This window comes from Streptomyces sp. NBC_01788 (assembly GCF_035917575.1).
Lineage (GTDB): Bacteria > Actinomycetota > Actinomycetes > Streptomycetales > Streptomycetaceae > Streptomyces.
The window spans coordinates 8,109,396-8,129,115 of the sequence record NZ_CP109090.1 but is presented as its reverse complement, the minus strand read 5'-3'; the positions used below and the strand labels follow the sequence as shown (position 1 = coordinate 8,129,115).

Here is a 19,720-nt window from a genome sequence, read left to right as displayed (position 1 = left end):
GTTGCCGGTGGCGGCGCTCTCGTCGCCTTCGCCGGGGAAGGCCGGTGGCGACGCGGTGCCCGGCGGTTCGTCCGCCATCTGGCGGGGTTGGCGAAGTCCTCGGTGGACAGGAGCTTTCCGGTGTGTTGTCGCGGCGCATGGCGCCTCCGTGCGGGTACGGGCCACCGGGTGTCAGGCCGGGGCGTGGCGGGTCTGGCCGCCGTCGGAGAGCAGCTCGTCGAACAGGGCGCGGTAGTGCACCATTGCGCTGCGCAGCTGCTCGGTGGTGGCCTTGTGGCCCGTGCTGAGCGTGTCGGTCTCGTGGGCGGCCCGGTAGTGCTCCAGGGTGCGGCCGTGCTCCACGGAGAGGTCCTTCATCTGCTGCTCGAAGCCCTCGGTGGGGTAGCCGCGCGCCTTCATCAACGAGGTGACCAGCCGGTCCGCGTCGTGCACCGCGTCCTCCGGCCGGTCCACGAACTCCTGCTGCACGCCGTCCCAGTCTCGGGCGACGCGGTCCCGGGCACTGTCCGGCAGCGGCCTGATGTCGAGCTCGTCATGACGCTTGGCGCGCTCGCTGAGCTCACGCTCGGCGGCGAGCTGGCTGTCGGCTCCCTGGACCGTCCGCTCGTACTCCGGGCCGAAGCGTTCACGCAGTCTCCGACGCCGCATGAAAAGAGCCACGGCCAGCACGATCAGGGCCACGACCACCACAGCGGGAATGACGATCGCCAGAAGAGTTCCTGTAGACATCGGACCGCCTCCCGCCCGACCACTTGTCTCCCTCGAAGGGGAAATAAGGACAATTCACCCGTAACGGTGATACCCGGGCCAGCTCTGGAAAATACCTCCGCGGCAGTACGCCGAACTCTGATCGTGAGCCCACATTCCTCGCGGGCGTGCGGCCTCGACCAGCCGGGTGCCGGCCGATCCTCGGAGAGCGTCACCGATCCGGCCTGCACCCTGCAGTCCCCTCACCGGAGGCAAGCACCTCACGTACATGCCCCACTGCCATACGGCATAGGCGGTGCGGCAACGGGAAACTCGGGGCTGGCACCCCTTGAAAGACCCGCAGGAGGGAGCTCGCCATGAACCAGGTCAAGGAGAGTTCATCGGATCTCCCTCAGCCGTTGCGGGCCGTCGCCTCCACTCTGTGCCGCTTGCCCGGAGCCGAGCAGGTGAGCAAGGTCGCCGACAGGGCACTGGACCGGATCGCAGCCATCTCTCCACGCGGCCGCCGGATGGCGGTCTACACCGGAGCCGGGGTGCTCGGCGTCGCCGGAGTGGTGGAATGGCCCGTAGCGCTCACCGGGGCGGCCGTCGCCTGGCTGACCCAGCCACGCACCCGACACAGCGAGCACCCACCGCGTGACATGGCAGCAAAGGGCGGCAGGCGGCCGACTGTGGCCGATACCGGCACCGCTCCCTCGGCAACCGCGGACACAGGGTCCTACGGTGCCGGCGACAGGCTGGCGCCCTCCCATTTCCACCAAGACCGCCCCGCAGATCACCCGCATGAGCAACAGGCCAGGGTCGGTGATGCTGCCACGGCGTCGGCGCTCAAGCAGGTCGCGGAGGCCTCCCTGCACCATCCCGAACCGCGCCCATCCGAGGAGGGCTCCCAGGGGCGTGCCTGACAAAGGTGGTTTCACCCCGCGTAAAGGGGAGCGGGGTAGGAACCGCTTCAACCTCCCCAGGCGTGGGCGGCCCTTCCCCGGTCGGCACCCTCTGCTTACCCCGGCGCTCCGTTCTCACGCGTCGCCTGCCATGCCTGCACGGCAGCCGCAGCGGCGACGGCATCGGCGACCGTCCGCAGTTTGACGTTGGCGTGCTGGGAGACAGCCACGAGAATCTCCCAAGCTTCCTCCGGCCGGCAGCCGAAGCCCGCGATCAGCACGCCCCGGGCCATGTCGATGACCGGACGGCTCTCCACGGCATGCCTGAGCTGCTCGTTCTCGCGCCGCAGTGCTTCGGCCGCAGCCGGCGCATGGCCGTCGGCGTCGGCCGCTATGTGCGGTGCACCACCCGGTGAGGGTGTGTCCCCTTCCCGTTCTTCGGTGCGGACGTGCTGGCGTGGGGGAGGTCGCATATCGGGCGCCTGCCCCGGCCGCCCGGCGGCACACTGCTCACGGTCAGCCGCGGATGATTTTCTGCGCCTGCGGTCCCTTCTGGCCCTGTCCGATGTCAAAGCTGACGTGCTCGCCCTCGGTCAGCTCCCGAAAGCCATTGCCCTTGATCTCGGAGTAGTGAGCGAAGACGTCCGGGCCTCCGTTGTCCTGGGCGATGAACTCGCATCCCTTGTCGGCGTTGAACCACTCGACGGTGCCGCTGGCCATTGGTGTCGATCCTTCGCTCATGGGGCTTGACCCGGAGCAGCCCGTGGGCCGGGCATGCTCCGGCAGGAGCCCTCAGCCGTTCTGCCCCAGCCAGCTCCGCCTATCCGGCACAGAAACGGCCCCGGTTCGGCTCGGCTGCTGGAAGCGGATGGTGCCCACCTCCCCGCCTGTGCCCGCTGCAAGGACAACCAGCCTGGTCCGGTGAGCGGCCCCGCCACCCTTGAAGGTTATTTTCTTCGTGACCGGGACGCGGTACGGGTTGTCTCGCTCGGCTTTACGCGGCCCCCTGCCGTGTGCTTGATGTCCTCCTCGCCGGAGGGCGTGATGGGCTCGACCCCGGGAATCGAGGGGCGAACCATGAACGACTTCACCGTGGTGACACAGCAGCACCCCCATCGCACCCTGATCACCGTGACCGGGGAGATAGACCTTCAGACCGGTCCAAAACTGGCACAGGCCGCATTCATCATCCCGCTGGGCGGCAAGCCGCTGCACCTGGACCTGTCAGGCGTTTCCTTCATGGACTCCAGCGGCCTGAACCTGCTGGTGCTGCTGCGCCGCCGACTACAGGCCGAAGGCGGCCGCCTGGCCGTCACCGGGCTGCAGCCCCAGCCCGCGCGCCTCCTGGAGATCACGGAAACCCTCGACCTGTTCGCGGCCGATACTGCGGCCGCGAACGGCTCCGACGAAGCCTTGATCGCCTGATCCGGACAAGCAGCCAGCGCGACCGTTCCATCACACTTCACGGCCCTTCGCCGCCGCGGCGGCGAAGGGCCCGCAGGGCTGCTGGTCCCAACCCCACCGTGAGCGAGTCGCCATTGCTGTGCCACTCACACCGTTTGCCGCCCGTACGGTCGGTGCGGACCGGCCCTCCTCGGACCTCACCGCCTCGCCTGCTTCAGCGCCCCGATGGCCCAATCCATACCTGCGCCCCGCTGGCGTTCTTCCTCAGCGACGGGCATGGGCCAGAGCCCTGGAGGGCGGTCGCGTCGGCCATCAGGGCGCGGCTGTCTTGCCGGGCGTCGGCCACCCATACCCGCGTCTCGTTGACGACCCGGGGGGCCCGCGGAAGAGGTCGGCCCTCTGTACGGCATCATCGTCGGAATCTTCGAGGACTTGGCTGAGCTGTCCGACGTACCCGGAGATCTGGCCGCAATTCTGCATCGGATCGGGCATCACGCTCCTTCGCGGCCCTCGTGTGATGCCAGCCGCTCTGTCGACGAGGAGAGCCGCGTCAGCCGGCCGGGGCGAGGAGGTTGGCCAACTCGCGGTCGGCGGCGGCTTCGGCGCGGCATCCTTCGGCGGCGGCGTAGTGGTCGTCGGCGAGTTCGGGCTCGACGGCGGCCAGTGGGTCGAGGAGGTGGGCGGCATTCTCGCGGTCTTCGCCGCGGCGGCGCAGAGCTCCGCCCCGGTCGGCTGGGGCGCTGGAGTGGTGGAAGCGGTGGCCCAGGTAGGCGATCTCGGCGCGCAGTTCACTCAGCCGGGCCTCGATGGCAGCCGCCTGGTCCCCGGCGGATGCGGTCGGCCTCCTGGTCGGGAAAGCGGACCGCGTCCAGGGTGGAGCTGAAGGCGTGGGGGTGTTCGGGGGCGAGGCGAGCGTAGGCGTGATCGAGATTGGCGACGGCATCCCAGGCGGTCAGGCCGCTGCCGCCGCCGAGTGCGCGCCGTCCGTTGGCGCTCCAGGCGGTGACCGCTGGGGTCCAGCGCTCGGCGGCGGCCTGCCGGCTCATGCCGCCGGCGGCCCGGCCGATGGCGGCGGCCCAGCTGGTGCCCTCCTCGCGTTCGGCGACGACGGCCTGGTTGATGACCTTCTCCAACTGTTCGCGCAGGGTGAGGGCGCGGCGTACCCGGTCGCCGGGCGGGGCGTCGATGTCGTGGGCGAGCAGGCCGTGGGCGAGGTCGGCGAGCTTCTTCGCGCACAGACCGTAGGAGACGCGGGCCTCGTCGCGGGGGCGGTCCCTGGTCCGGCCCGCGACGCTCACCGAGCGACCCGACTGGGCGACCTGGGCCGCCTGGCACCTGAGCGTCGCCCTGGACCGGATCGGCATCCTGCTGGAGGACTCCGCCAACCCTGACCGAAACATGCCCCTTAACCGGATTAAGACCCTCCGAGAGGAATCATCGACGGGGCATGGCAGACGGTCATAGGCGGCGATCTGCGCTTCCCAGAGGCACTAGGGAAGCGGCCGCTCGGGTCGGGCCTCAGCGAACGCTGCCTCGCCGGCTGCGCCCGGTCGGTCCGAGTGAACAGAGTCTGGTCCATGGAAGATTCAACGGAGGCGAGTCGGGTCCGGCGGACACAGTGGGAATGACATGCCTTCCGGACCAGGTCGCGGTGGGCATCCGTCAACGCCGCGCGGGGGCGTCGAGGAGACCGCCGTCGCGCCCGCCGGCCGGGAGAGGGTGACGCTCGCCGCGGGCGTGGAGGCGCTGCCGATGATCACCCAGGGCTGGAAGAATACTTCGTAGCGCGATATATGATCGACGCATGACACGCCAGAACCCGTCCTTGACGGAACCGCAGTACTTCATCCTTGCTTCGCTCATGGATGGACCGTTGCACGGTTACGGCATCATCAAGGCTGCCGAGCGGGCCAGCGACGGGCGGCTCCGGATCGCTGTCGGCACTCTCTACGGCGCGCTGGAGCGGTTGGAGCGGGCCGGGCTGTTGGCCGCCGACCATGAGGAGATCGTGGACGGGCGGGCGCGGCGCTACTACCGGCTCACCGAGGACGGCACCGAGGCGCTCGGCCGGGAGGCGCTGCGGATGCAGCAGGCGGCGGCTGTCGTCATCGGACGCTCGCGGGATGCCGGAGCGGCCCCGGCATGAACCGTTTGCTACTTGTGGCCTATCCCAAGTCCTACCGTTCGCGGCAGGGAGAGGAGTTGCTGGCCTGCCTGGCCGAGGCGTATCCCGGCCGTTCCTGGCCCCCGCCGCGGGAAGTTGCCGCCTTGGCGTGTGCCGGGGTGCAGGCCCGCGCCCGTGCCGTCGTCGACGACGCGGCTCGTCCGTGGTGGCTGGACGGCATCCATCTGGCCGCCCTGGCCCTCGCCGCGCTGGCGCTGGTTCCGTACCTACAGGACGTGTGGCACTGGGCACTGCACATCGACCCCGGACAGCACGCCATCGCTTTCCACTTCTCCGGCTGGTATCCGTGGGCCGGAGGTCCCACGCGGATACGGCTGCTGCCCTACGGGCTGCTCCCGCTGGGTTGCCTGATCGCTCTGCTGCGCGGCAGAGCGTGGATCGCGCTGCCGGCCGCGGCAGCCATGATCTGGGCCGGCGCCACGACCCACGGCCGCACCCTCTTCGGCAGCGAGGGCAAGGCGGGCTTGAGCTACTACGGGTTGGGCGCCCCGCTGACGGCCCGTGACCTGGTGCTCTCGGGGACACTGTGCGCCGCGTGCGCCTTGCTGGCGCTCTGCCGTCCCAGCCGCCTGCGACGCCACTCCTACCACTGGCTGGCCCCTGTCGTGCTCGCCATGTTCATGGCCGGGGGCCTGCACATCATCTCCGTCAGTCCGGCTTTCCAGCGCGGCCTATTCGTCCTCGAAGTCACCGCGCTGCTCGGCGCGTGGGTTGCGACGGCAGCCACCGGCGACCACCGGTGGCTGATCCCCGTCGCGGCGATCGCGATCGTCCGCACGCAGGCGATCGTCGTCCAGCCGGACGCGTTCATGCAGTCCCTTCCGGACCTGGTCGTTTTCCTCCTGCTGATCGCGCCCCTCCCCGCCCTGGCGATCACCGCCCAGCGCCGACAGGGGCAGGCACTCCCCGAATAAAAGCGGACCCCCGGTGGGTCGGCCGAGCCCGGCGGCCCACGTCGTGCCACAAGACGTGCATGACCTAACTCCCCTCAACGGAAGAAACAGAGCGATGACTCAGCACGATTCTCCGGCGCTGCCTGCGCACCGTCCGGGGGCCTCAAGGCAGGGCCCCGCCGACCCCAGCCCGTCGCGTACGACACGGCCGTGGATGCCGGCTCTGCTCTACACCCTGGGGTTCCTGACGCTCTACCTGCTCGCCATCTGCACCCCGTGGGGGCAACGAGCTGAGAACGCCCTGTTTGGTCTCGGTTCAGAGGGCAGCGAAGACGCATGGATCTACCCCCTATCAGGATCGGCCTACGGCTCGACGCCCCTGCCGCCGCTGGAATTGAGCGCCAAGCCCACCCTGACGGTGGGCCTGGCCGTCATCGTGGTCCTCACACTGGTGCGGCGGTGCTGGTGGCCGGGGTGCGCGGCGCTCGGCGTCGTCATTCTCACGACCGGAGGCAACCAGGTGCTCAAATCGACCCTGCCCCGCCCCGATCTGGTGGGCGCGCCCGAGAATCTCCTTGATCAGGGTTTCCCCAGCGGGCACACCGCCATCCCCGCCGCGCTGACTCTCGCCGCCGTCCTCGTGGTTTCCCCCCGCATCCGCCCCTACATCGCCACGGCCGGTGTGCTTTGGCTCGCCTGCATCGCCGCCGCCAGCGCGACCATGGGCGGCCACCGGCCCAGCGAAGTGCTGGGGGCCACACTGTTGGCCTGTGCCTGTTACGGCCTCGCAACCTGGCTGCTGCCGCCAGGCGCCACGCGAAGCACCCGTGCGCTGCCCGTCATCACCTTGACAGTGGCACTGGCCATCGCCCTCGTTTCCGGCGCACGAAACGACACCCTCACAAGGTCACTGGTCTCCGCGGCGACGGCCTTCATATGTGCGGCCCTGGTCTGGTACGCCGCAGTCGGGCGGCCCGCACGCCGCACACGCCCCGCACTGGGTTGACCACGCGGCCGGCTCCGGGCGGGAACCGGAGCATCCTGGCAAAGCGGCGATCCGATGCCACCGCCCAGTCGTAGAAGCCGTCGACGCCCGAGCGGGGATGCACTCCCGCCCGGCGTGTCCTCCCATAATCCGGTCAACAGGTCTGCGACGCCCCCCAGCACACACAGTGACTGCAACGACGCTTGGGCAGCAGTACTCGCGACAGTTGAATACGCGAGTCCACCAGTATCACACCCGGTGAGCCCCGTGGGTTCACGGAAACCGAAGGCTCTTCAGTGCGAACCCAAGGGTCGACCGGTGTGCTTCAGGTCGGCGGATCCGTGGGTTCGGGTGTAACACGAGGAGGCTGAGTGAGCCGAAGAGCTTCGGCCAGAACGTCGGCGTCGACCTGTGCCGATGTCCTGTCGCCGTACTCGACGATGTCGTACTCGTCGTCCAGGTTGGCGAGTCGTTCGGCCAAGGGCAGTTCGTGCCCGAAGCGCTGGTGGATCCGGAAGACCAGCTCGCGTGGCGTCAACTCGCCGGCCAGCATTCGGGCGGCAAGTGCTCGTGCGGCGGCTTCCTGTCCGGCAAGGCTGCCCACTGCGTAGAAGGTGAGGCCCAGTTCGTCGAGTGCTGGGGAAAGGAGATCGGGGACGTCGTAATCCGCCTCCGCACGTGTGCACGCGGCCAGCATCCGCAGGGCGGGGCTGTCGAGGCCAGCGACGAGCGCATTTCAGGCGCTGGTGACGACATCGGTTGCACGGATCTCGCCCATACTCCAGAGGACGGCATGGTCCTGTAGGGCGAGTGCTGCTGCTTCGGTCGACATCACTCGTCCATGATTCCCTTCATGGTGCGTCGCGGTCGAGCCGGTTTCCTCGAAGGTGCTGTTCAGCGGCCTGTTCCAGCAGGGCTCGCGCGGAGTCCGCGTAGCGCATCGCGGGCTCTTCGTCGAGGCCGAACACCTCGGCGAGGTGGAGCGGATCGGTCCCGTAGGTCAGGGCCTCTTCGAGTTGGCGGTCGACGCGGAGCCGTTCCAACGTCGCGTCCTGCCCGCGCATCACGGCGCTGATCCAGTGGTTGCTGGCGCGGCTGGTCTTCGTGGCGGTCTGGTTGTTGATCAGTAGGTGGAGGTTCGCGGTGTTCGGCCACCGGTTTCGCCGGTGCTCCAGCCAGTCCAGGAGCAGCTTCAGGGTGAGGTCATCGAGCGGGCGTGCGCGTCTGGCGATGTCAGTCGGCGGTTGCCGATGTCGAGGTCGTCGAGCATGAGGGTGGCGATCTGGGCGACCCGAGCGGCGTGGACCGCCGCGAGGGCGAGGATGAGCCGTGTCGCCGGGGTGGTGGCCTCGGCGACGGAGCGGTTGACCTGCTCGGGGACGAGCGGCTGCAGCAGGGCGTAATCGTATTGCCCGACTTTGATCCGGCTGACGGGGTTGCGGAAGATCAGCCCGTTCCGCTTGGCCCACGTGAACAGCGACCGCAGAGCGACGAGTTGGTCATGCCGATGGTGGCCGTGCAGTGTCTTGATGTAGGCGAGGACGTCGTCGCGGGTGACTTCGCGCAGGTGGTCGTAGCAGTTCGACCATTCCAGCAAGGCTGGGCGGACTCGGCTGAGGTAGAGCCAGACCGTGCCCTCCCGTCTCGGGAGGCTGCGCGGGCCGCCGTCGCGAAGGACGCGGGTCCAGCGCTCGGTCTCCGAGCGAATGCCGGGTGCGAGACCCTCCAGCGCGCGAAGGTGGGTTCGCTGTCGTCCTCGAAGATCCCCATCTCTGCCAGGACCGTGACAGTGTGGCCGACCGGCAGGTCCAGGGCCCGCAGTGGGGCGAAGATCTCCGTGTGCCGGATGACGTTGCCCTCGACGTAGCCGGTGAGGATGAGGGCCAGGCCCCCAGTTGACGGCGAAGCGGATGTTGTGTCCCCAATCGCGGGCCTCGGCGAGCCGGTAGGCGAGGTACTTTGCCCAGGTCAGCCAGGGGCTGGCTTGGTCCGCGTCGGCCAGGGCGAGCCGACTGTAGTCACGGGGGATCTGCCCGAACAGCGGCAACTGCCACCAGCCGGAATCCGGGCGCTAGGCCGGGGCGGGCGGCGGCTTGCTCGGAGCTCCCCGCCGACCTCCGCGCCGCCGGGCCGAAGGTGTCGGCCGTCTGCGGTAGCGCATCCCGACGAAGAACAGCTGGTGATGCCGGACGGCGGCGAGCCGTTCCCGCACGTCCTGCCTTTCGCCCCACCGGACGTGCGGCCCCATCCGAGGTTGTCGCGATCCGCGACAAATTCCGCAGACTTCCGCTCGGCGATCACCGTGGCCGGCATCGTCGGAGTCTGCTTCAACAGCTCGCGGATGGCCGGCTCGACCACGTCCACGGCCGAGCCCTTCAGCGGGCGCTGGTAGACCGGCGGCCGGTCCGAGGCCAGGGCCCGCAGCACAGTGCCCCTGGAAATCCCCAACTGCCGGGCCACCGCCCGGGCCGACAGGCCCTCGGCCCGGTGCAGCCGACGGATCTCAGCCCAGTCCTCCACGCCGATCACCTCTCTTCCCTCCTGACTCCCGTACCAGTGAAGTCAGGATGATCAAGAGATCACGCAGTGGCCCTCTTTTGATCCGCCGTCCGTGGTCCTCATTTCACTTTTCACCCGTCGACGACACCCCGTGCATCTGCTGAAGTGCAGCTCCCACATGCCCGTCCACGGGTAGAGCTGACGCAGCTGCGGCTCGGCATGAGCCATCCGCACCATCTCGGTGAACGGCCCAGGAGCGGCGAGCCGTCCGGCCAGGTGTGCTCGCCGGCGGTTGCCCACGCAGTCGGTGGAGTCTCAATGGGCCAGTCAAGCACCATCGAGTGGGAGCAGTGGCCGGTCTACTGATCAGCCCTTCCGCTGACCAGCGACGCAGAAGAAGTGGGTGGTCTCTTGGCCGCGGCAAGCCGTCGCCGACACGTGAAGCAGAGTGTTTGCACGGGAGCGGGGAAAGAGCCAAAGCGGGAGGGAGGACAGGAGACAACCGTGACCGTCCTCGCGATCTTTCTCCTCATCATCGGGACGCTCCTGATCCTGATTGGGGCGCTTCTGATCCTTATCGGGACGTTTCTGATCGCCATCGGGGTGGCCTTGATCCTTATGGGGGTGGCCCTGGTCGGCGTGGGCACGTTCTTGCTAATCCGGAGGCTTCTCGGCCGTGATCGAACACGATCTCACTCCTGGTGAACCCGAGGGTGGCCCTAGCACAGCCACAACTGATCACCGGCGGCCGTGCCCTGCGGCCGCCTCGTCGTGTCCGTCGCCGCGTGCACGACAGATCATTCGGATGCCAGGCGGCCCACGCGACCCCAGAACTCCACGACGTCGGGCCCGGCAACGGCCGACAGCGTGCCCAGCACCACGCAGCCCTCCCTGCTGAAGCCGCCGGCGTTGCACCCTGGGGCATCACTCGCCGGCCGAAACGTGACCACAGGGCAGCGCCATCTTTCCCTACAACAAGGGCAAGAAAGGTGACGCCCTCACCATCGCGGCGAGTTGCCAGGGCGAGGGGAAGATCACGGTGACGGTGCGGCCCGTGGAAGTCTGGTTCCCCCTGGAGTGCGGTGCCGACCAGGTCAGCACCATCTCCAACGAGGTGGGGTTGTCCGGGGTAGAGCGCAGTGGAGTCGTGTCCGTCGAGGCCTCCTCAGCCGTGCGTTGGTCGTTGACCGTAGGCCGTGGCGCACCAACAGAAGCAGACCCACCAGGTGCCGGCTGAGTCTGGCCACCGTGCCCGTCAAGGTCGGCGGAGTCTCAATGGGCGTGGCAAGCGCGTCGGCAACTGCGGTCAGTAGCCGCTCTACGGACGACTTCTGATCTTCCTCAACTCTGCTTCACTGATCGGCACCTGCGCCGGTGCCCGACGCACCGTCTCTGAGCAGAGGAAGAGCCGTCGTCGACTGTCGTCATCTGTCATCGTTGAGCACCCCCGCACGGCGCAGAGACGGCCCATCAGTGGCGGCTCCAGCTTGAAGGCGCAGGGCCTTCTAGTTGTGCTGTCTCGGGACGCCCATGGTCTGCCGCCAGGTCGTCTTCCCTCGGTCGGCCGTACGCAGGGCAGACCGTGACCGTGCAGGTGTCGGACTCCACGATCACCGTCGACTTGGACGGCCAGGCCCGGGTGATCCGGCGCGCTACCGACGTCCCGGTCCGTAATGTGAAAGCCAACAAGCCCCACGGGGTCCCCTACGTTGTCCAGGCCCACCGTCAAGCATCACCTGGGTCCAAAACGTCAGGCATTAAAACGGAGCGGTCCGGCTCCCTTGGTCTCCGGCCCGCCCCGCTCTTCCGATTCACTGGTAGTTGCCCAAATCAGTAACCGTGGTCCCGATCGCCGTGGTCACGGTCGCGGTCCCTGTCCCGGTCGCCGTGGTCGCGATCCCGGTCACGATCGCCGTGGTCCCGGTCGCCGTGGTCCCCGTGGTCACGGCCGGGGAATAGTGCTTTGAAGATCGCCATGGCATTTCCTCCAGCATATGCCTAAGACATGTTTGAAAGTCATACGTCCCAGGATGGGAATGAGATGGCGTTTTAAGTCAAAAGGCAGCAAACACCCCCCACCGGGCTGCGCCTAGTCGGCTAGGTCGTGCTCACAAGTGCCACGTACTTAGCTTCTCCAACGCTTCTGCGCGTTCCTCAATGATCTTCCTCCTGGCGCGGCGCTCAGCTTCGTGGTGGTGGGCGTCCTGAGCAGTGCTCTGGCCGGGCCACTTGCGGTAGAGCAATCCGCACTCCTCGATGAACCACCCGGTGCTCACGGCGTTCAGGTCAAGAGGCCGGTGTCCTCGGAAGCGCCATCCATCCGCCCAAAGCGGTCACACGGTCGCGCCGTGCGCACAGCGTCGCCGGATCGGTGAGGACGGTGATGTCTCGGAGTAGGGCGCCGGGGTGAGTATGTCGTCGGCATCCAGCACCTAGAACCGCCCTGATCAGGAAGCTGACCCATCTCTACAGGAGGCACCTCTTGACGCTGGTCCAGATGCATTCCCGCTCGACGAGCACCAACGCCGTGCACAGGACGGTTGCCGATGCCATGGACTCGGCCGGGCCTCAGGTCTGGGACGACATGACCGTCGAGGTGGCGCTGTCCGTCATGGCCGCCGCCCGCACGGCTCATCTCGTCGTCTGTGACGAGGACGGCCAGTACACCGACCTGGTCACCCAGACCCGGCTCACCGCCGTGCGGGACAGTCCCGGATACACCGACCGGGTTCGCCTGCGCGACATCTCCGACGACGGCGGGCCCTTCGCCTCGCCGCTGACCACGGTGGCCGAAGCCGAGCACGCGATGCGACACCGGCGGCTCGGGGCCATGCCCGTGGTCGACGAGCACGGCAACGCCCTGGGCGTCGTCGCCCTCTCCCGCTGAACCGCCACACCACGGTCGGCCCCTTCCCCTTCTCCTTGTGAGGCGTCATGCGTTGTGTCATCGCCCGCTTTCCGTTCGAGCTCACCAAGGGAGGCGTGCTGGAAGCGATGAAGGGCGTCACACCCGAGCCGGTCACCGGCGACTCCGTGGTCATCGGGCGCCGCCGCTATCCCGCCAAGCAGGTCGGCCAGGTCATCACCCGCCAGGACCGCCCCGATTTCAGCGGCGGCGAAGTCCTCCAGGCCATGACCCGGCTCGGCTTCACCTGCCGCACCCTCCCCGAGGCCGCACCCGCGCGCATCGAAAGCCCGTTGCAGCGGGCTTCCGTGATGCTCGGCACTCCCCTGTCCGTCTGACCGACGGAACAGGCGCGAGCCGAACAGAGCAGTGAGGGCCCGACCGGCGCGCGCCGGTCGGGGCCTCACTGCGTGCCGTGCCGCTCTCGGCGTGCGCGGTGGGTCAGTGGTCGGAGTAACTGAAGTCACCCACGGTCCAGGCACTGATGTCCTCGATCGGAACGCGGTACATCCCGCCCGTCTCCGGGATCCCCACCGTGCCCTGCAGGATCCGGGCGACATGGAAGTGCAGATGCGTGGGCGGCCCGTCCTTCTCGCGGGGGTGTCGAAGACAGCGGAGAACTCGCCCAGGCGGGCGGAGTCCCTCAGCACCTCCGACACCCTCTGCCTCCACACGGCTTCGGGAGCCAGGCGACCGGTGATGACAGCACCACCGGTGACCACGGTCAGGGCATCTGATTGCTCTGCCCGGACTCCACAATGGCGGCGATTTCCACGATCAGCTCGTCAGACTTCGGCATGAGATCCGATTGTATGCACCGGCCCGTCCGGACGGCTTGGGCGGTGGCACTACCGGGCAGGACGGGCGCATACGTTCTTGCCGCCGGAGGCCCGGCGGGTGACCGCGGTGGCGCGGACCAGGTGGTTGACCATGGGCCGGCCGAACCCCAGATGGCGCAATACAGGTCAGGCGTGCGCAGGTGCGGCACCTGCAACTGGGATCGTGGACGGCCACTTCGATGGTGTCCGGGTGGGCCGTCAGTTCCGGTGCGCAGGTGCCCCCGCCGCGGCGCAGGGCTTTGGTAACGAGCTCGGACATGACCAGGACCACGGTGTCCGCGGCTTCCGGGGCAATGGTCGGCTGCCGCAGGCCTTCGAGGAAGGCCCGTGCGGTGTCACGTGCGTCGGCAACCGCCATGGGAGAACGGAAAGTTGTGGTGTTGGCGGTCATCGTGTTCATCAGGGCCACCCCGGTCGCTGGATCGTCTATGCCCGGCCCTTGCCCACCCGGCCCCTGCGCCCTGCCCGCCACCTGGCCAGCCCACCAGAGCCACCGTGCTTGCCGGAGGGGACTGAGGATCGCAGTCGACGCGCCGCGCCGGTCGGCGGCGTCACGGGAAGCCCAGCGGGCGGCTTGTGGGTCTCACCCCGTGCGCCGGACCTGCGCTGCGGACGGTCCCCAGCATTCGCAGACCGGCCGAGGGGGGATATCTCATCGCCGAGCACACCAAAATCTATGCCTGCTGGAGTAGACATTCGATGCTCACATGGTTACGGTTTCTCTCGTAGCCGAGATCGAGCAAAGCCCGGCAGACACGAACTGCCGGGCCGCAGTACACGCATGACGGTGCGGTGGTGGAGTTCCGAAGCCAGAGCGGTTGCAGGACGGCGACGGGACTGACGACCGGACCGGGTGGCCCGCAGTGATCAGGGGCCGCCGTGAGCAGTACCCCGCAGCGAAGTAAAGAGGCAGCACCTCGGTGAAGGCGTCGGCTGCGGACGCGCGCACCGGGAAGTTCGGCAGTGGGGTTCCAGGCCAGAGCAGACGCAGGACGGGCGATGGGGCCGGCTGTCGAAGAGTGGCGCTGTCACAGGCCACCAGCAGTTCGCAGTACCAGCAGTAGGTAAGTGATTGATCCCAGAGGGAAGAACGGAGGAGCCGAGCGCCATCAGGATCGCCCGGGCGGAAGTCTGGCCCGGGCACCGCAGGACATCGATAGTGAGGTGGTCTCCGGTCAAGCAACCGCGATCCCCGCACCCCCGGCAGCATCTCGGTCGGGTCTGCGGACATAGGAGGCCGGCGCAGTATCAGGGCCGGCAGATGGTGTAGTAGTTCCTTCGGGGCCCTGGTGCCAATGGCACCAGGGCCCCTCCCCGCGTTTTACAGAGAGGTGCAAGTGACAGCAGACGACTCCTTCGGCCGTCTCGATGACGACGACTACCCCGCCTACACCATGGGCCGGGCCGCCGAGATGCTCGGCACCACCCCGGGCTTCCTCCGCGCCCTCGGCGAAGCCCGCCTGATCACCCCCCTGCGCTCCGAAGGCGGCCACCGCCGCTACTCCCGCTACCAACTGCGCATCGCCGCCCGCGCCCGGGAACTCGTCGACCACGGCACCGCCATCGAGGCCGCCTGCCGCATCGTCATCCTCGAAGACCAGCTCGAAGAAGCCCGGCGCCTCAACGCCGAATACCGCCGCGCCGGCGGATCGTCCAATCCATCGGCCGGGGCCTGAGGTGAGCGGGCCCGTCGGTATCGGCGGTCCCTCACACGCGCGCATGGCCGGAATGTGACGCGCAGGGATGGTCTTCGTGTCCGAACGGTTCTCCTGGCACTTCGCTCGTCTCCGGCCCCGGTCGCGGCCCCGCCACAGCGCGTGAGACGGCCGGCAGGCTCCATACTCGAAGTTCCGGGGGGATCTCGCCCTCCTCACCAACTACCTCGAGAAACGGTTGCTTGCTGCCTCTCCTTCAGGACACCACCCCCGAGTAATCGTCAAGACCTGTGGACCGGGTGATTAGAAGAAGCCGATCGTGTCCTTGAGGAGACGAAGGGTTTTTGCGCGGTATGTGGCGCTGTCGCGCCAGGTCTTCTCTGCCTGCACGCTGGTGATCGTGACGCCTGCCCTCCCAGGCCGAGTTCTCCGCGGGCGTCAGGTGGCCGCAGGCGATGAGTACGCCGATGCGAAACAGGGCGATGCCCAGTTGGCGGGCGGCCTGGGGCTGGGACAACCAGGCGTCGTCTGGCACCCGGGGAACCCGCAGGAGCTTGGGGTAGCGGGGCTCGTCTCGCGATGTCATCAGGCGGCCCTCGCTTCGGAGCGTTCGACGAGGTGACCGTTCTCTGCGCGGTGGGGTTAGCAGTGACGCCGGCGAGGTGTAGTCGGCGAGTGCCGTGCTCGATGAAGATCAGGGCGTACAGGCGCCCCAGCGCCACGGTGTCGAGGTGCAGGAAGTCGTCGGCGACGATGCCGTGGGCCTGGGTGGTGCGGAACTGGCGCCAGGTAGGGCCGGAGCGATACGGGGCGGGGGCAACTCCCGCGGACTGCGGGATCTCCCATACGGTGGACGGGGCGATGGAGTAGCCGAGGCGGGCGAGCTCGCCCGGTATGCGGCGGTGGCCCCAGGGGCTGTTCTCGCGCGCCGGACGCAGGATGAGCTGCTTGACGGTGGGCGCAGCCGGGGGCCGTCCCGGGTGGCGGCGCTCGGTGCATGTCCGCTTCCGGGAGACCAGGCGTCGGTGCCAGGCCGGCAGCGTGGTCGGCGTGACCGCGAAGACCTGACGCCAGCGTTCCCGCGGGACCGGCCGGGAAAGGACGGCCGGCCAGATCCGGTCGGCGAACTTATAGCGGACCCGAGCGATCTGGCGGCGCAGCACCGCGTTCTCGTGCCGCAGCGCCGCACCTCCGCGTCCGTGGCCACCCGGCTGCGCAGCACGGCAGCGGGCACCCTGATCAGATTCCGGACCAGCGTGGTGACGATCGACAGCGGCATCGAAGGATCACCCCAGGCGCCGCGGAGGCCGTTGCCCCACGCGGAGAAGCTGGAGGCCAGGCCCAGAATCGTATTTCCGAGCGGGACAGGATCACCGATGGCGCTCCACAAGCACGGCAGATCAGTAACCGTTTTCACATCTGGCAGGGGCTCTCGCGAAGGGTGCAGGACATCTCGGTCGCGCACCGCTCCTGTCTGACAGCTGCCATCCTGCCGTCCACTGGATGCGACGAGCAGCAGATCGCCACGGATGCGGGCGCCCTCCCCTCCCCCAGGTCGCGCGATGGATCACCACCCCAGCCGAACCTCGGCACCTGGACGCCCTCTCATCGCCCCCCTCAGCAGATGGTGACTCCGGTAACGGCACCGGCCGCCCCTGAGACCAGCCGAGGCCATCAAGGCCCGTCCGCTCAGACGTTCTCCGACGACGTTCGGGGGCGTGGGCCTCGGCTCACGTAGACGGCGGTTCCGGTGACGGCGAGCACTGCTGCGACCACGGCCGCGGGCCGGCTGCCGGGCGCCTGCGCCTGCCAGGTCAGCGCCTCCCCCGCGGTGCCCGTGCCCGAGAACACCGCCGCGCTGAGCGTCCACCCGAGAGGCACGAACCACGACCGAGCGGCACCGACCGTGGCTGCACCCAGGGCGGTCAGGCCCAGTAGGCCGGCTGTGTCGCGGATGACAGATCCGAACGGCCCGAATCGTGTGCCGGTGAGCAGCGTGGCCAGCAGGAGCAGGAGTACGCATCCCAGGGCCGCGGCCAGGTGGGACATCCGCAGCCACGTCCACGGCCTCGCCGCCGTGCGGTCCAGGGTGTCGTCGGGGCCACCGAGCGTGGCGGTGATAACGGCCACGAGGAGGAGTACCGTCAGGACGAGTACGGCGCTGCTCACCTCGCCCTTGTCGCTGAAGACCGCCGCCAGCAGCCAGGCGATGGCCATGCCCGCGACCGCCGCACCGAGCGCCGCCGGCACCCGGCGCGAGCGGGCGTAGAGCGTCAGCCCTCTCATCGCGCGCTCCGGGTCAGGAGGTCGGTGGTGTCCTGGCACTTCTGGGCGGCCTGGTAGACGGCGGTCACCCGGGCGTCGGCCTCGTCTCGCGGCAGTGCCTTCAGGCCCTTCCAGAGCTTGTCGGCTTCCGGGTCCTCGAATTCGAGGCCATCGGGACTGACGGTCGGCTCCCGGTCGAGCAGCCAGTAGGCCGCAGCGGTGGCTACCTGGAAGTTCCGGGTGTCTCCGCAGCTGAGAGGGCCGGTGAACACTTCGGTGAGCATCGCCGGTTCGAGCCGGCCCGGGTGGGCGAGGCGACCGTGCTTGTCGACCGCGATCGTCATCAGCGCGGTGTCGGCCCGCGGCCTCGGTGAGGTGGGAGGAAAGAACGTGGTGGTGTCCTCGTGTGCCGCGACGACCGGTGTTTTCGACAGGAGTTCCAACGCGTGCCGGGCCTTGGGTGTCACCTCGGGCAGCAACCCTTCGTGCACCCGGCTGACGCAGACCCGCGGAGTGTCGTCGGTGCACACCAGTTCCTGGGCGACCGGGTCGAGCGTTCTTTGGTCGTAGGCATCGCCGGTCGGCACGACCAGGACCGTGGCCGTAGCCCCGATTGACAGTGGCAACAGTGCGGTGAACGCGAACTTACGGTTTTGGGCGGCGAAGAGCACGACACCGGCCACCGCGACCGCGACCATCCAGAGTGCCTGGGCGGCGCTGACCCCGCCGCTGACGGTGTCGTAGTCGCTGAACATGCTCATCCCCATGGCCGGGGAGAACGCCGCCGTGACTCCGCCGTCCGGAAGGGCGTGGGGCGCGAAGATCAGCAGCGCGAAGCCGATTACGGCCAGCGCGGGTGCGGTGGCGAGCGCCGGCACCAGGCGTCCGACGGCCAGCCCGAGCCAGACCGAGGCGATCATCGCGACCAGCCCGACGGCCACGACGACAAACGCGGCCGGCGGAAGGTAGCGCGCCGTGTCGGCGATCCGTGGTGCCGCAGCGAGGAGCGTGACCAGGTACGCGACCAGTACCGCCAGCCCGGTCGCGACCAGGATCGGCACGATGTGCTGCGGTCGCGGGCGGGGCACGCTGGTGAACAGCTCGGCGACGTTTACCCGGTGCCCGCGGTAGGACTGCCAGGCGCCGGCGGCCATCGCAAGGGGCGAGAGAACCGCGAGGTATTCGCGCTGCGTCCTGGCCAACGCCATCCACCCGATGGACCATCGCCCCGCAGTGGCGTGGAGCACGATCGTGCCGGCGACGGCGATCAGGAGCGCGGCGCCGAGAGCGGCCGACCGCCGGAGCTCGATGCCGAGGATGCGGTTCATGCGTTGCTCCGGTGCTGACGCAGGAGTGCGGAGTAGCCGCGCTCCGCCGGGCTGTCGCCCGCGTCGCCCTGCCCGCCGCGGGCGATCAGGTCGTCGGGGGTGCTGTGGAAGAGGAGTCGGCCTTCGTGCATGAGGATGACGTCGGTGCAGGCGGCGACGACGTCCTCGACGAGGTGGGTGGAGACCAGCACACAGCTGTCGGCGCCGAGGTCACGCAGCAGGTCGCGGAAGTCGAGACGCTGTTCGGGGTCGAGTCCGACGGTGGGCTCGTCGAGCAGCAGCAGCTCGGGGTCGTTCACGATGGCCTGCGCGATGCCGGCCCGGCGCAGCATGCCGCCGGACAGCGCCTTCATCTTGGTGTCGGCCTTGGCGGTGAGACCTACTCGATCGATCGCGCGTTGCACGGCGTCGGGTACCGCGGTTTTGGGCATTTCCTTGAGCCAGGCCATGTACTCGACGAACTCGCGGACGGTGAACCGCGGGTAGAAGCCGAACTGCTGCGGCAGATATCCCAGTCCGCGACGCACCTCGCGCAGGTCGGCGCGGCCGTCTACCTGCGCGCCGAGCAGCGTCAACGAGCCGCCGGCGGGCTTGATGACGGTGGACAGCGCGCGCATCAGCGTGGTCTTGCCGGCACCGTTCGGTCCGAGCACACCATGCACGCCGGCCCTCAGGGCCAGGTCGAGGCCGTCGACGGCCAGGTGGCGGCCGGCCCGGACACGCAATTCTTTAGCGTGGACGAGAAAGGGATGAAGGGTGGGGGTCGTTTCGGCAGCACTCACCGCTCGCATGGGGCTCTCCTGTGGATGAAGGGTCAGTTGCCGCTGGTCAGGCGGTGGAAGTGAGGGGCGGCGAGCAGGGTGCTCGCGGCAAGGGCCACGGTGATCACCGCCCAGACAGCGGTGCTGTCCGGCTGCAGTACTGGGGACAGAGATTGGGCCGCCACGCTCGGCAGCAGGACGGCCGTGGACCACGCTGCTCCGAGTCCGACAGCCGCGCGCCGCACGCCGATGAAGGCGCCGAGCGCGAGGGTGGCCGCAGTGAACGCCAGGCACGGCAGCAGGGTCAGGGCCAGTGAGGTTCCGGTGCTCACGCCCCCCCGCCAGCAACGCCGGAAGCACGACGGCGAGCACCGCGAACGTGCGCCGCAGCACCATGGCCAGGCCGGCT

23 protein-coding genes and 4 pseudogenes are annotated in these 19,720 nt (G+C 68.7%); 13 read left to right on the top strand and 14 right to left on the bottom strand.

Annotated features, from left to right (window positions below):
- Positions 1–171: 171 nt before the first annotated feature.
- Entirely contained in the window at positions 172–729 is a 558-nt protein-coding gene (locus tag OIE49_RS36325) for a hypothetical protein (protein ID WP_326806017.1), read from the bottom strand.
- A 335-nt stretch (positions 730–1,064) separates the two neighbouring features.
- On the opposite strand from OIE49_RS36325, the gene OIE49_RS36320 reads away from it, so the two are divergent.
- Complete coding sequence (locus OIE49_RS36320; protein WP_326806016.1) at positions 1,065–1,613, top strand: hypothetical protein; 549 nt, start codon at positions 1,065–1,067, stop codon at positions 1,611–1,613.
- Between the two features lie 95 nt (positions 1,614–1,708).
- Here the strand turns inward: OIE49_RS36320 and OIE49_RS36315 are convergent, their stop codons facing one another.
- Both OIE49_RS36315 and OIE49_RS36310 read right to left on the bottom strand, forming a co-directional pair.
- Positions 1,709–2,065, bottom strand: coding sequence for an ANTAR domain-containing protein (locus OIE49_RS36315; RefSeq protein WP_326806015.1), 357 nt, complete (start codon positions 2,063–2,065; stop codon positions 1,709–1,711).
- Positions 2,066–2,108: 43 nt separating this feature from the next.
- Positions 2,109–2,312 carry a cold-shock protein gene (locus OIE49_RS36310; RefSeq protein WP_326806014.1) on the bottom strand — a complete coding sequence of 68 codons (204 nt, stop codon included), beginning with the start codon at positions 2,310–2,312 and terminating at the stop codon, positions 2,109–2,111.
- Positions 2,313–2,669: 357 nt separating this feature from the next.
- Here OIE49_RS36310 and OIE49_RS36305 point away from each other — a divergent pair, with 357 nt between their 5' ends.
- A complete protein-coding gene (locus OIE49_RS36305) occupies positions 2,670–3,017 on the top strand; it encodes an STAS domain-containing protein (RefSeq protein WP_326806013.1) in 348 nt (115 codons plus the stop codon).
- A 767-nt stretch (positions 3,018–3,784) separates the two neighbouring features.
- Here the strand turns inward: OIE49_RS36305 and OIE49_RS36300 are convergent.
- Complete coding sequence (locus OIE49_RS36300; protein ID WP_326806012.1) at positions 3,785–4,294, bottom strand: hypothetical protein; 510 nt, start codon at positions 4,292–4,294, stop codon at positions 3,785–3,787.
- 331 nt (positions 4,295–4,625) lie between these two features.
- On the opposite strand from OIE49_RS36300, the gene OIE49_RS36295 reads away from it, so the two are divergent.
- From OIE49_RS36295 to OIE49_RS36280, 4 genes are all read left to right on the top strand, one after another.
- Positions 4,626–4,781: a hypothetical protein gene (locus OIE49_RS36295; protein WP_326806011.1), complete on the top strand. Its 156-nt coding sequence runs from the start codon at positions 4,626–4,628 to the stop codon at positions 4,779–4,781.
- A gap of 19 nt (positions 4,782–4,800) precedes the next feature.
- Positions 4,801–5,142 (top strand): PadR family transcriptional regulator, encoded by a 342-nt coding sequence (locus OIE49_RS36290; RefSeq protein ID WP_058084342.1) that lies wholly within the window; start codon positions 4,801–4,803, stop codon positions 5,140–5,142.
- A complete protein-coding gene (locus OIE49_RS36285; protein WP_326806010.1) occupies positions 5,139–6,095 on the top strand; it encodes a hypothetical protein in 957 nt (318 codons plus the stop codon). The genes OIE49_RS36290 and OIE49_RS36285 overlap by 4 nt, the downstream gene beginning before the upstream one ends.
- Before the next feature lie 193 nt (positions 6,096–6,288).
- A complete protein-coding gene (locus OIE49_RS36280) occupies positions 6,289–7,080 on the top strand; it encodes a phosphatase PAP2 family protein (protein ID WP_442812334.1) in 792 nt (263 codons plus the stop codon).
- Positions 7,081–7,384: 304 nt separating this feature from the next.
- Here the strand turns inward: OIE49_RS36280 and OIE49_RS36275 are convergent, their stop codons facing one another.
- Complete coding sequence (locus OIE49_RS36275) at positions 7,385–7,540, bottom strand: hypothetical protein (RefSeq protein ID WP_326806008.1); 156 nt, start codon at positions 7,538–7,540, stop codon at positions 7,385–7,387.
- 9 nt (positions 7,541–7,549) lie between these two features.
- Between OIE49_RS36275 and OIE49_RS36270 the strand changes: the two genes are divergently transcribed.
- Positions 7,550–7,864 carry a hypothetical protein gene (locus tag OIE49_RS36270; protein WP_326806007.1) on the top strand — a complete coding sequence of 105 codons (315 nt, stop codon included), beginning with the start codon at positions 7,550–7,552 and terminating at the stop codon, positions 7,862–7,864.
- Between the two features lie 46 nt (positions 7,865–7,910).
- Here the strand turns inward: OIE49_RS36270 and OIE49_RS36265 are convergent, their stop codons facing one another.
- From OIE49_RS36265 to OIE49_RS36250, 4 genes and pseudogenes are all read right to left on the bottom strand, one after another.
- On the bottom strand, positions 7,911–8,123 hold the full coding sequence (locus tag OIE49_RS36265; RefSeq protein WP_326806006.1) for a hypothetical protein: 213 nt from the start codon (positions 8,121–8,123) through the stop codon (positions 7,911–7,913).
- A gap of 128 nt (positions 8,124–8,251) precedes the next feature.
- On the bottom strand, positions 8,252–8,656 hold the full coding sequence (locus OIE49_RS36260) for a hypothetical protein (protein WP_326806005.1): 405 nt from the start codon (positions 8,654–8,656) through the stop codon (positions 8,252–8,254).
- 689 nt (positions 8,657–9,345) lie between these two features.
- Positions 9,346–9,588, bottom strand: a pseudogene (locus OIE49_RS36255) (helix-turn-helix domain-containing protein); the annotation flags it as partial.
- A 42-nt stretch (positions 9,589–9,630) separates the two neighbouring features.
- Positions 9,631–9,795 carry a DUF6193 family natural product biosynthesis protein gene (locus OIE49_RS36250; protein ID WP_326806432.1) on the bottom strand — a complete coding sequence of 55 codons (165 nt, stop codon included), beginning with the start codon at positions 9,793–9,795 and terminating at the stop codon, positions 9,631–9,633.
- Between the two features lie 267 nt (positions 9,796–10,062).
- On the opposite strand from OIE49_RS36250, the gene OIE49_RS36245 reads away from it, so the two are divergent.
- The 5 genes and pseudogenes from OIE49_RS36245 (at position 10,063) to OIE49_RS36225 (ending at position 12,801) form a co-directional block, all read left to right on the top strand.
- A complete protein-coding gene (locus OIE49_RS36245) occupies positions 10,063–10,263 on the top strand; it encodes a hypothetical protein (RefSeq protein ID WP_326806004.1) in 201 nt (66 codons plus the stop codon).
- Positions 10,264–11,076: 813 nt separating this feature from the next.
- Positions 11,077–11,272 (top strand): annotated as a pseudogene (locus tag OIE49_RS37285) (IS481 family transposase); the annotation flags it as partial.
- Between the two features lie 107 nt (positions 11,273–11,379).
- A complete protein-coding gene (locus OIE49_RS36240) occupies positions 11,380–11,517 on the top strand; it encodes a hypothetical protein (RefSeq protein ID WP_326806003.1) in 138 nt (45 codons plus the stop codon).
- 523 nt (positions 11,518–12,040) lie between these two features.
- Positions 12,041–12,445: a CBS domain-containing protein gene (locus OIE49_RS36230; protein WP_326806002.1), complete on the top strand. Its 405-nt coding sequence runs from the start codon at positions 12,041–12,043 to the stop codon at positions 12,443–12,445.
- A 47-nt stretch (positions 12,446–12,492) separates the two neighbouring features.
- Entirely contained in the window at positions 12,493–12,801 is a 309-nt protein-coding gene (locus OIE49_RS36225) for an SCO5918 family protein (RefSeq protein ID WP_326806001.1), read from the top strand.
- A 103-nt stretch (positions 12,802–12,904) separates the two neighbouring features.
- Here the strand turns inward: OIE49_RS36225 and OIE49_RS36220 are convergent.
- A pseudogene (locus tag OIE49_RS36220) lies at positions 12,905–13,262 on the bottom strand (hypothetical protein).
- 49 nt (positions 13,263–13,311) lie between these two features.
- Positions 13,312–13,702: pseudogene (locus OIE49_RS36215) on the bottom strand (ATP-binding protein).
- Positions 13,703–14,639: 937 nt separating this feature from the next.
- Between OIE49_RS36215 and OIE49_RS36210 the strand changes: the two are divergent.
- Positions 14,640–14,978, top strand: a complete 339-nt coding sequence (locus tag OIE49_RS36210) for a MerR family transcriptional regulator (RefSeq protein ID WP_326806000.1) — start codon at positions 14,640–14,642, stop codon at positions 14,976–14,978.
- Between the two features lie 1,668 nt (positions 14,979–16,646).
- Here the strand turns inward: OIE49_RS36210 and OIE49_RS36205 are convergent.
- From OIE49_RS36205 to OIE49_RS36195, 3 genes are read right to left on the bottom strand one after another with little or no spacing between them, the layout of a single operon-like run.
- Complete coding sequence (locus tag OIE49_RS36205) at positions 16,647–17,243, bottom strand: hypothetical protein (RefSeq protein WP_326805999.1); 597 nt, start codon at positions 17,241–17,243, stop codon at positions 16,647–16,649.
- Positions 17,240–18,550, bottom strand: coding sequence for a hypothetical protein (locus tag OIE49_RS36200; protein WP_326805998.1), 1,311 nt, complete (start codon positions 18,548–18,550; stop codon positions 17,240–17,242). Before OIE49_RS36200 ends, OIE49_RS36205 begins: the two co-directional genes overlap by 4 nt.
- On the bottom strand, positions 18,547–19,341 hold the full coding sequence (locus tag OIE49_RS36195) for an ABC transporter ATP-binding protein (RefSeq protein WP_326806431.1): 795 nt from the start codon (positions 19,339–19,341) through the stop codon (positions 18,547–18,549). Before OIE49_RS36195 ends, OIE49_RS36200 begins: the two co-directional genes overlap by 4 nt.
- Between the last annotated feature and the right edge of the window lie 379 nt (positions 19,342–19,720).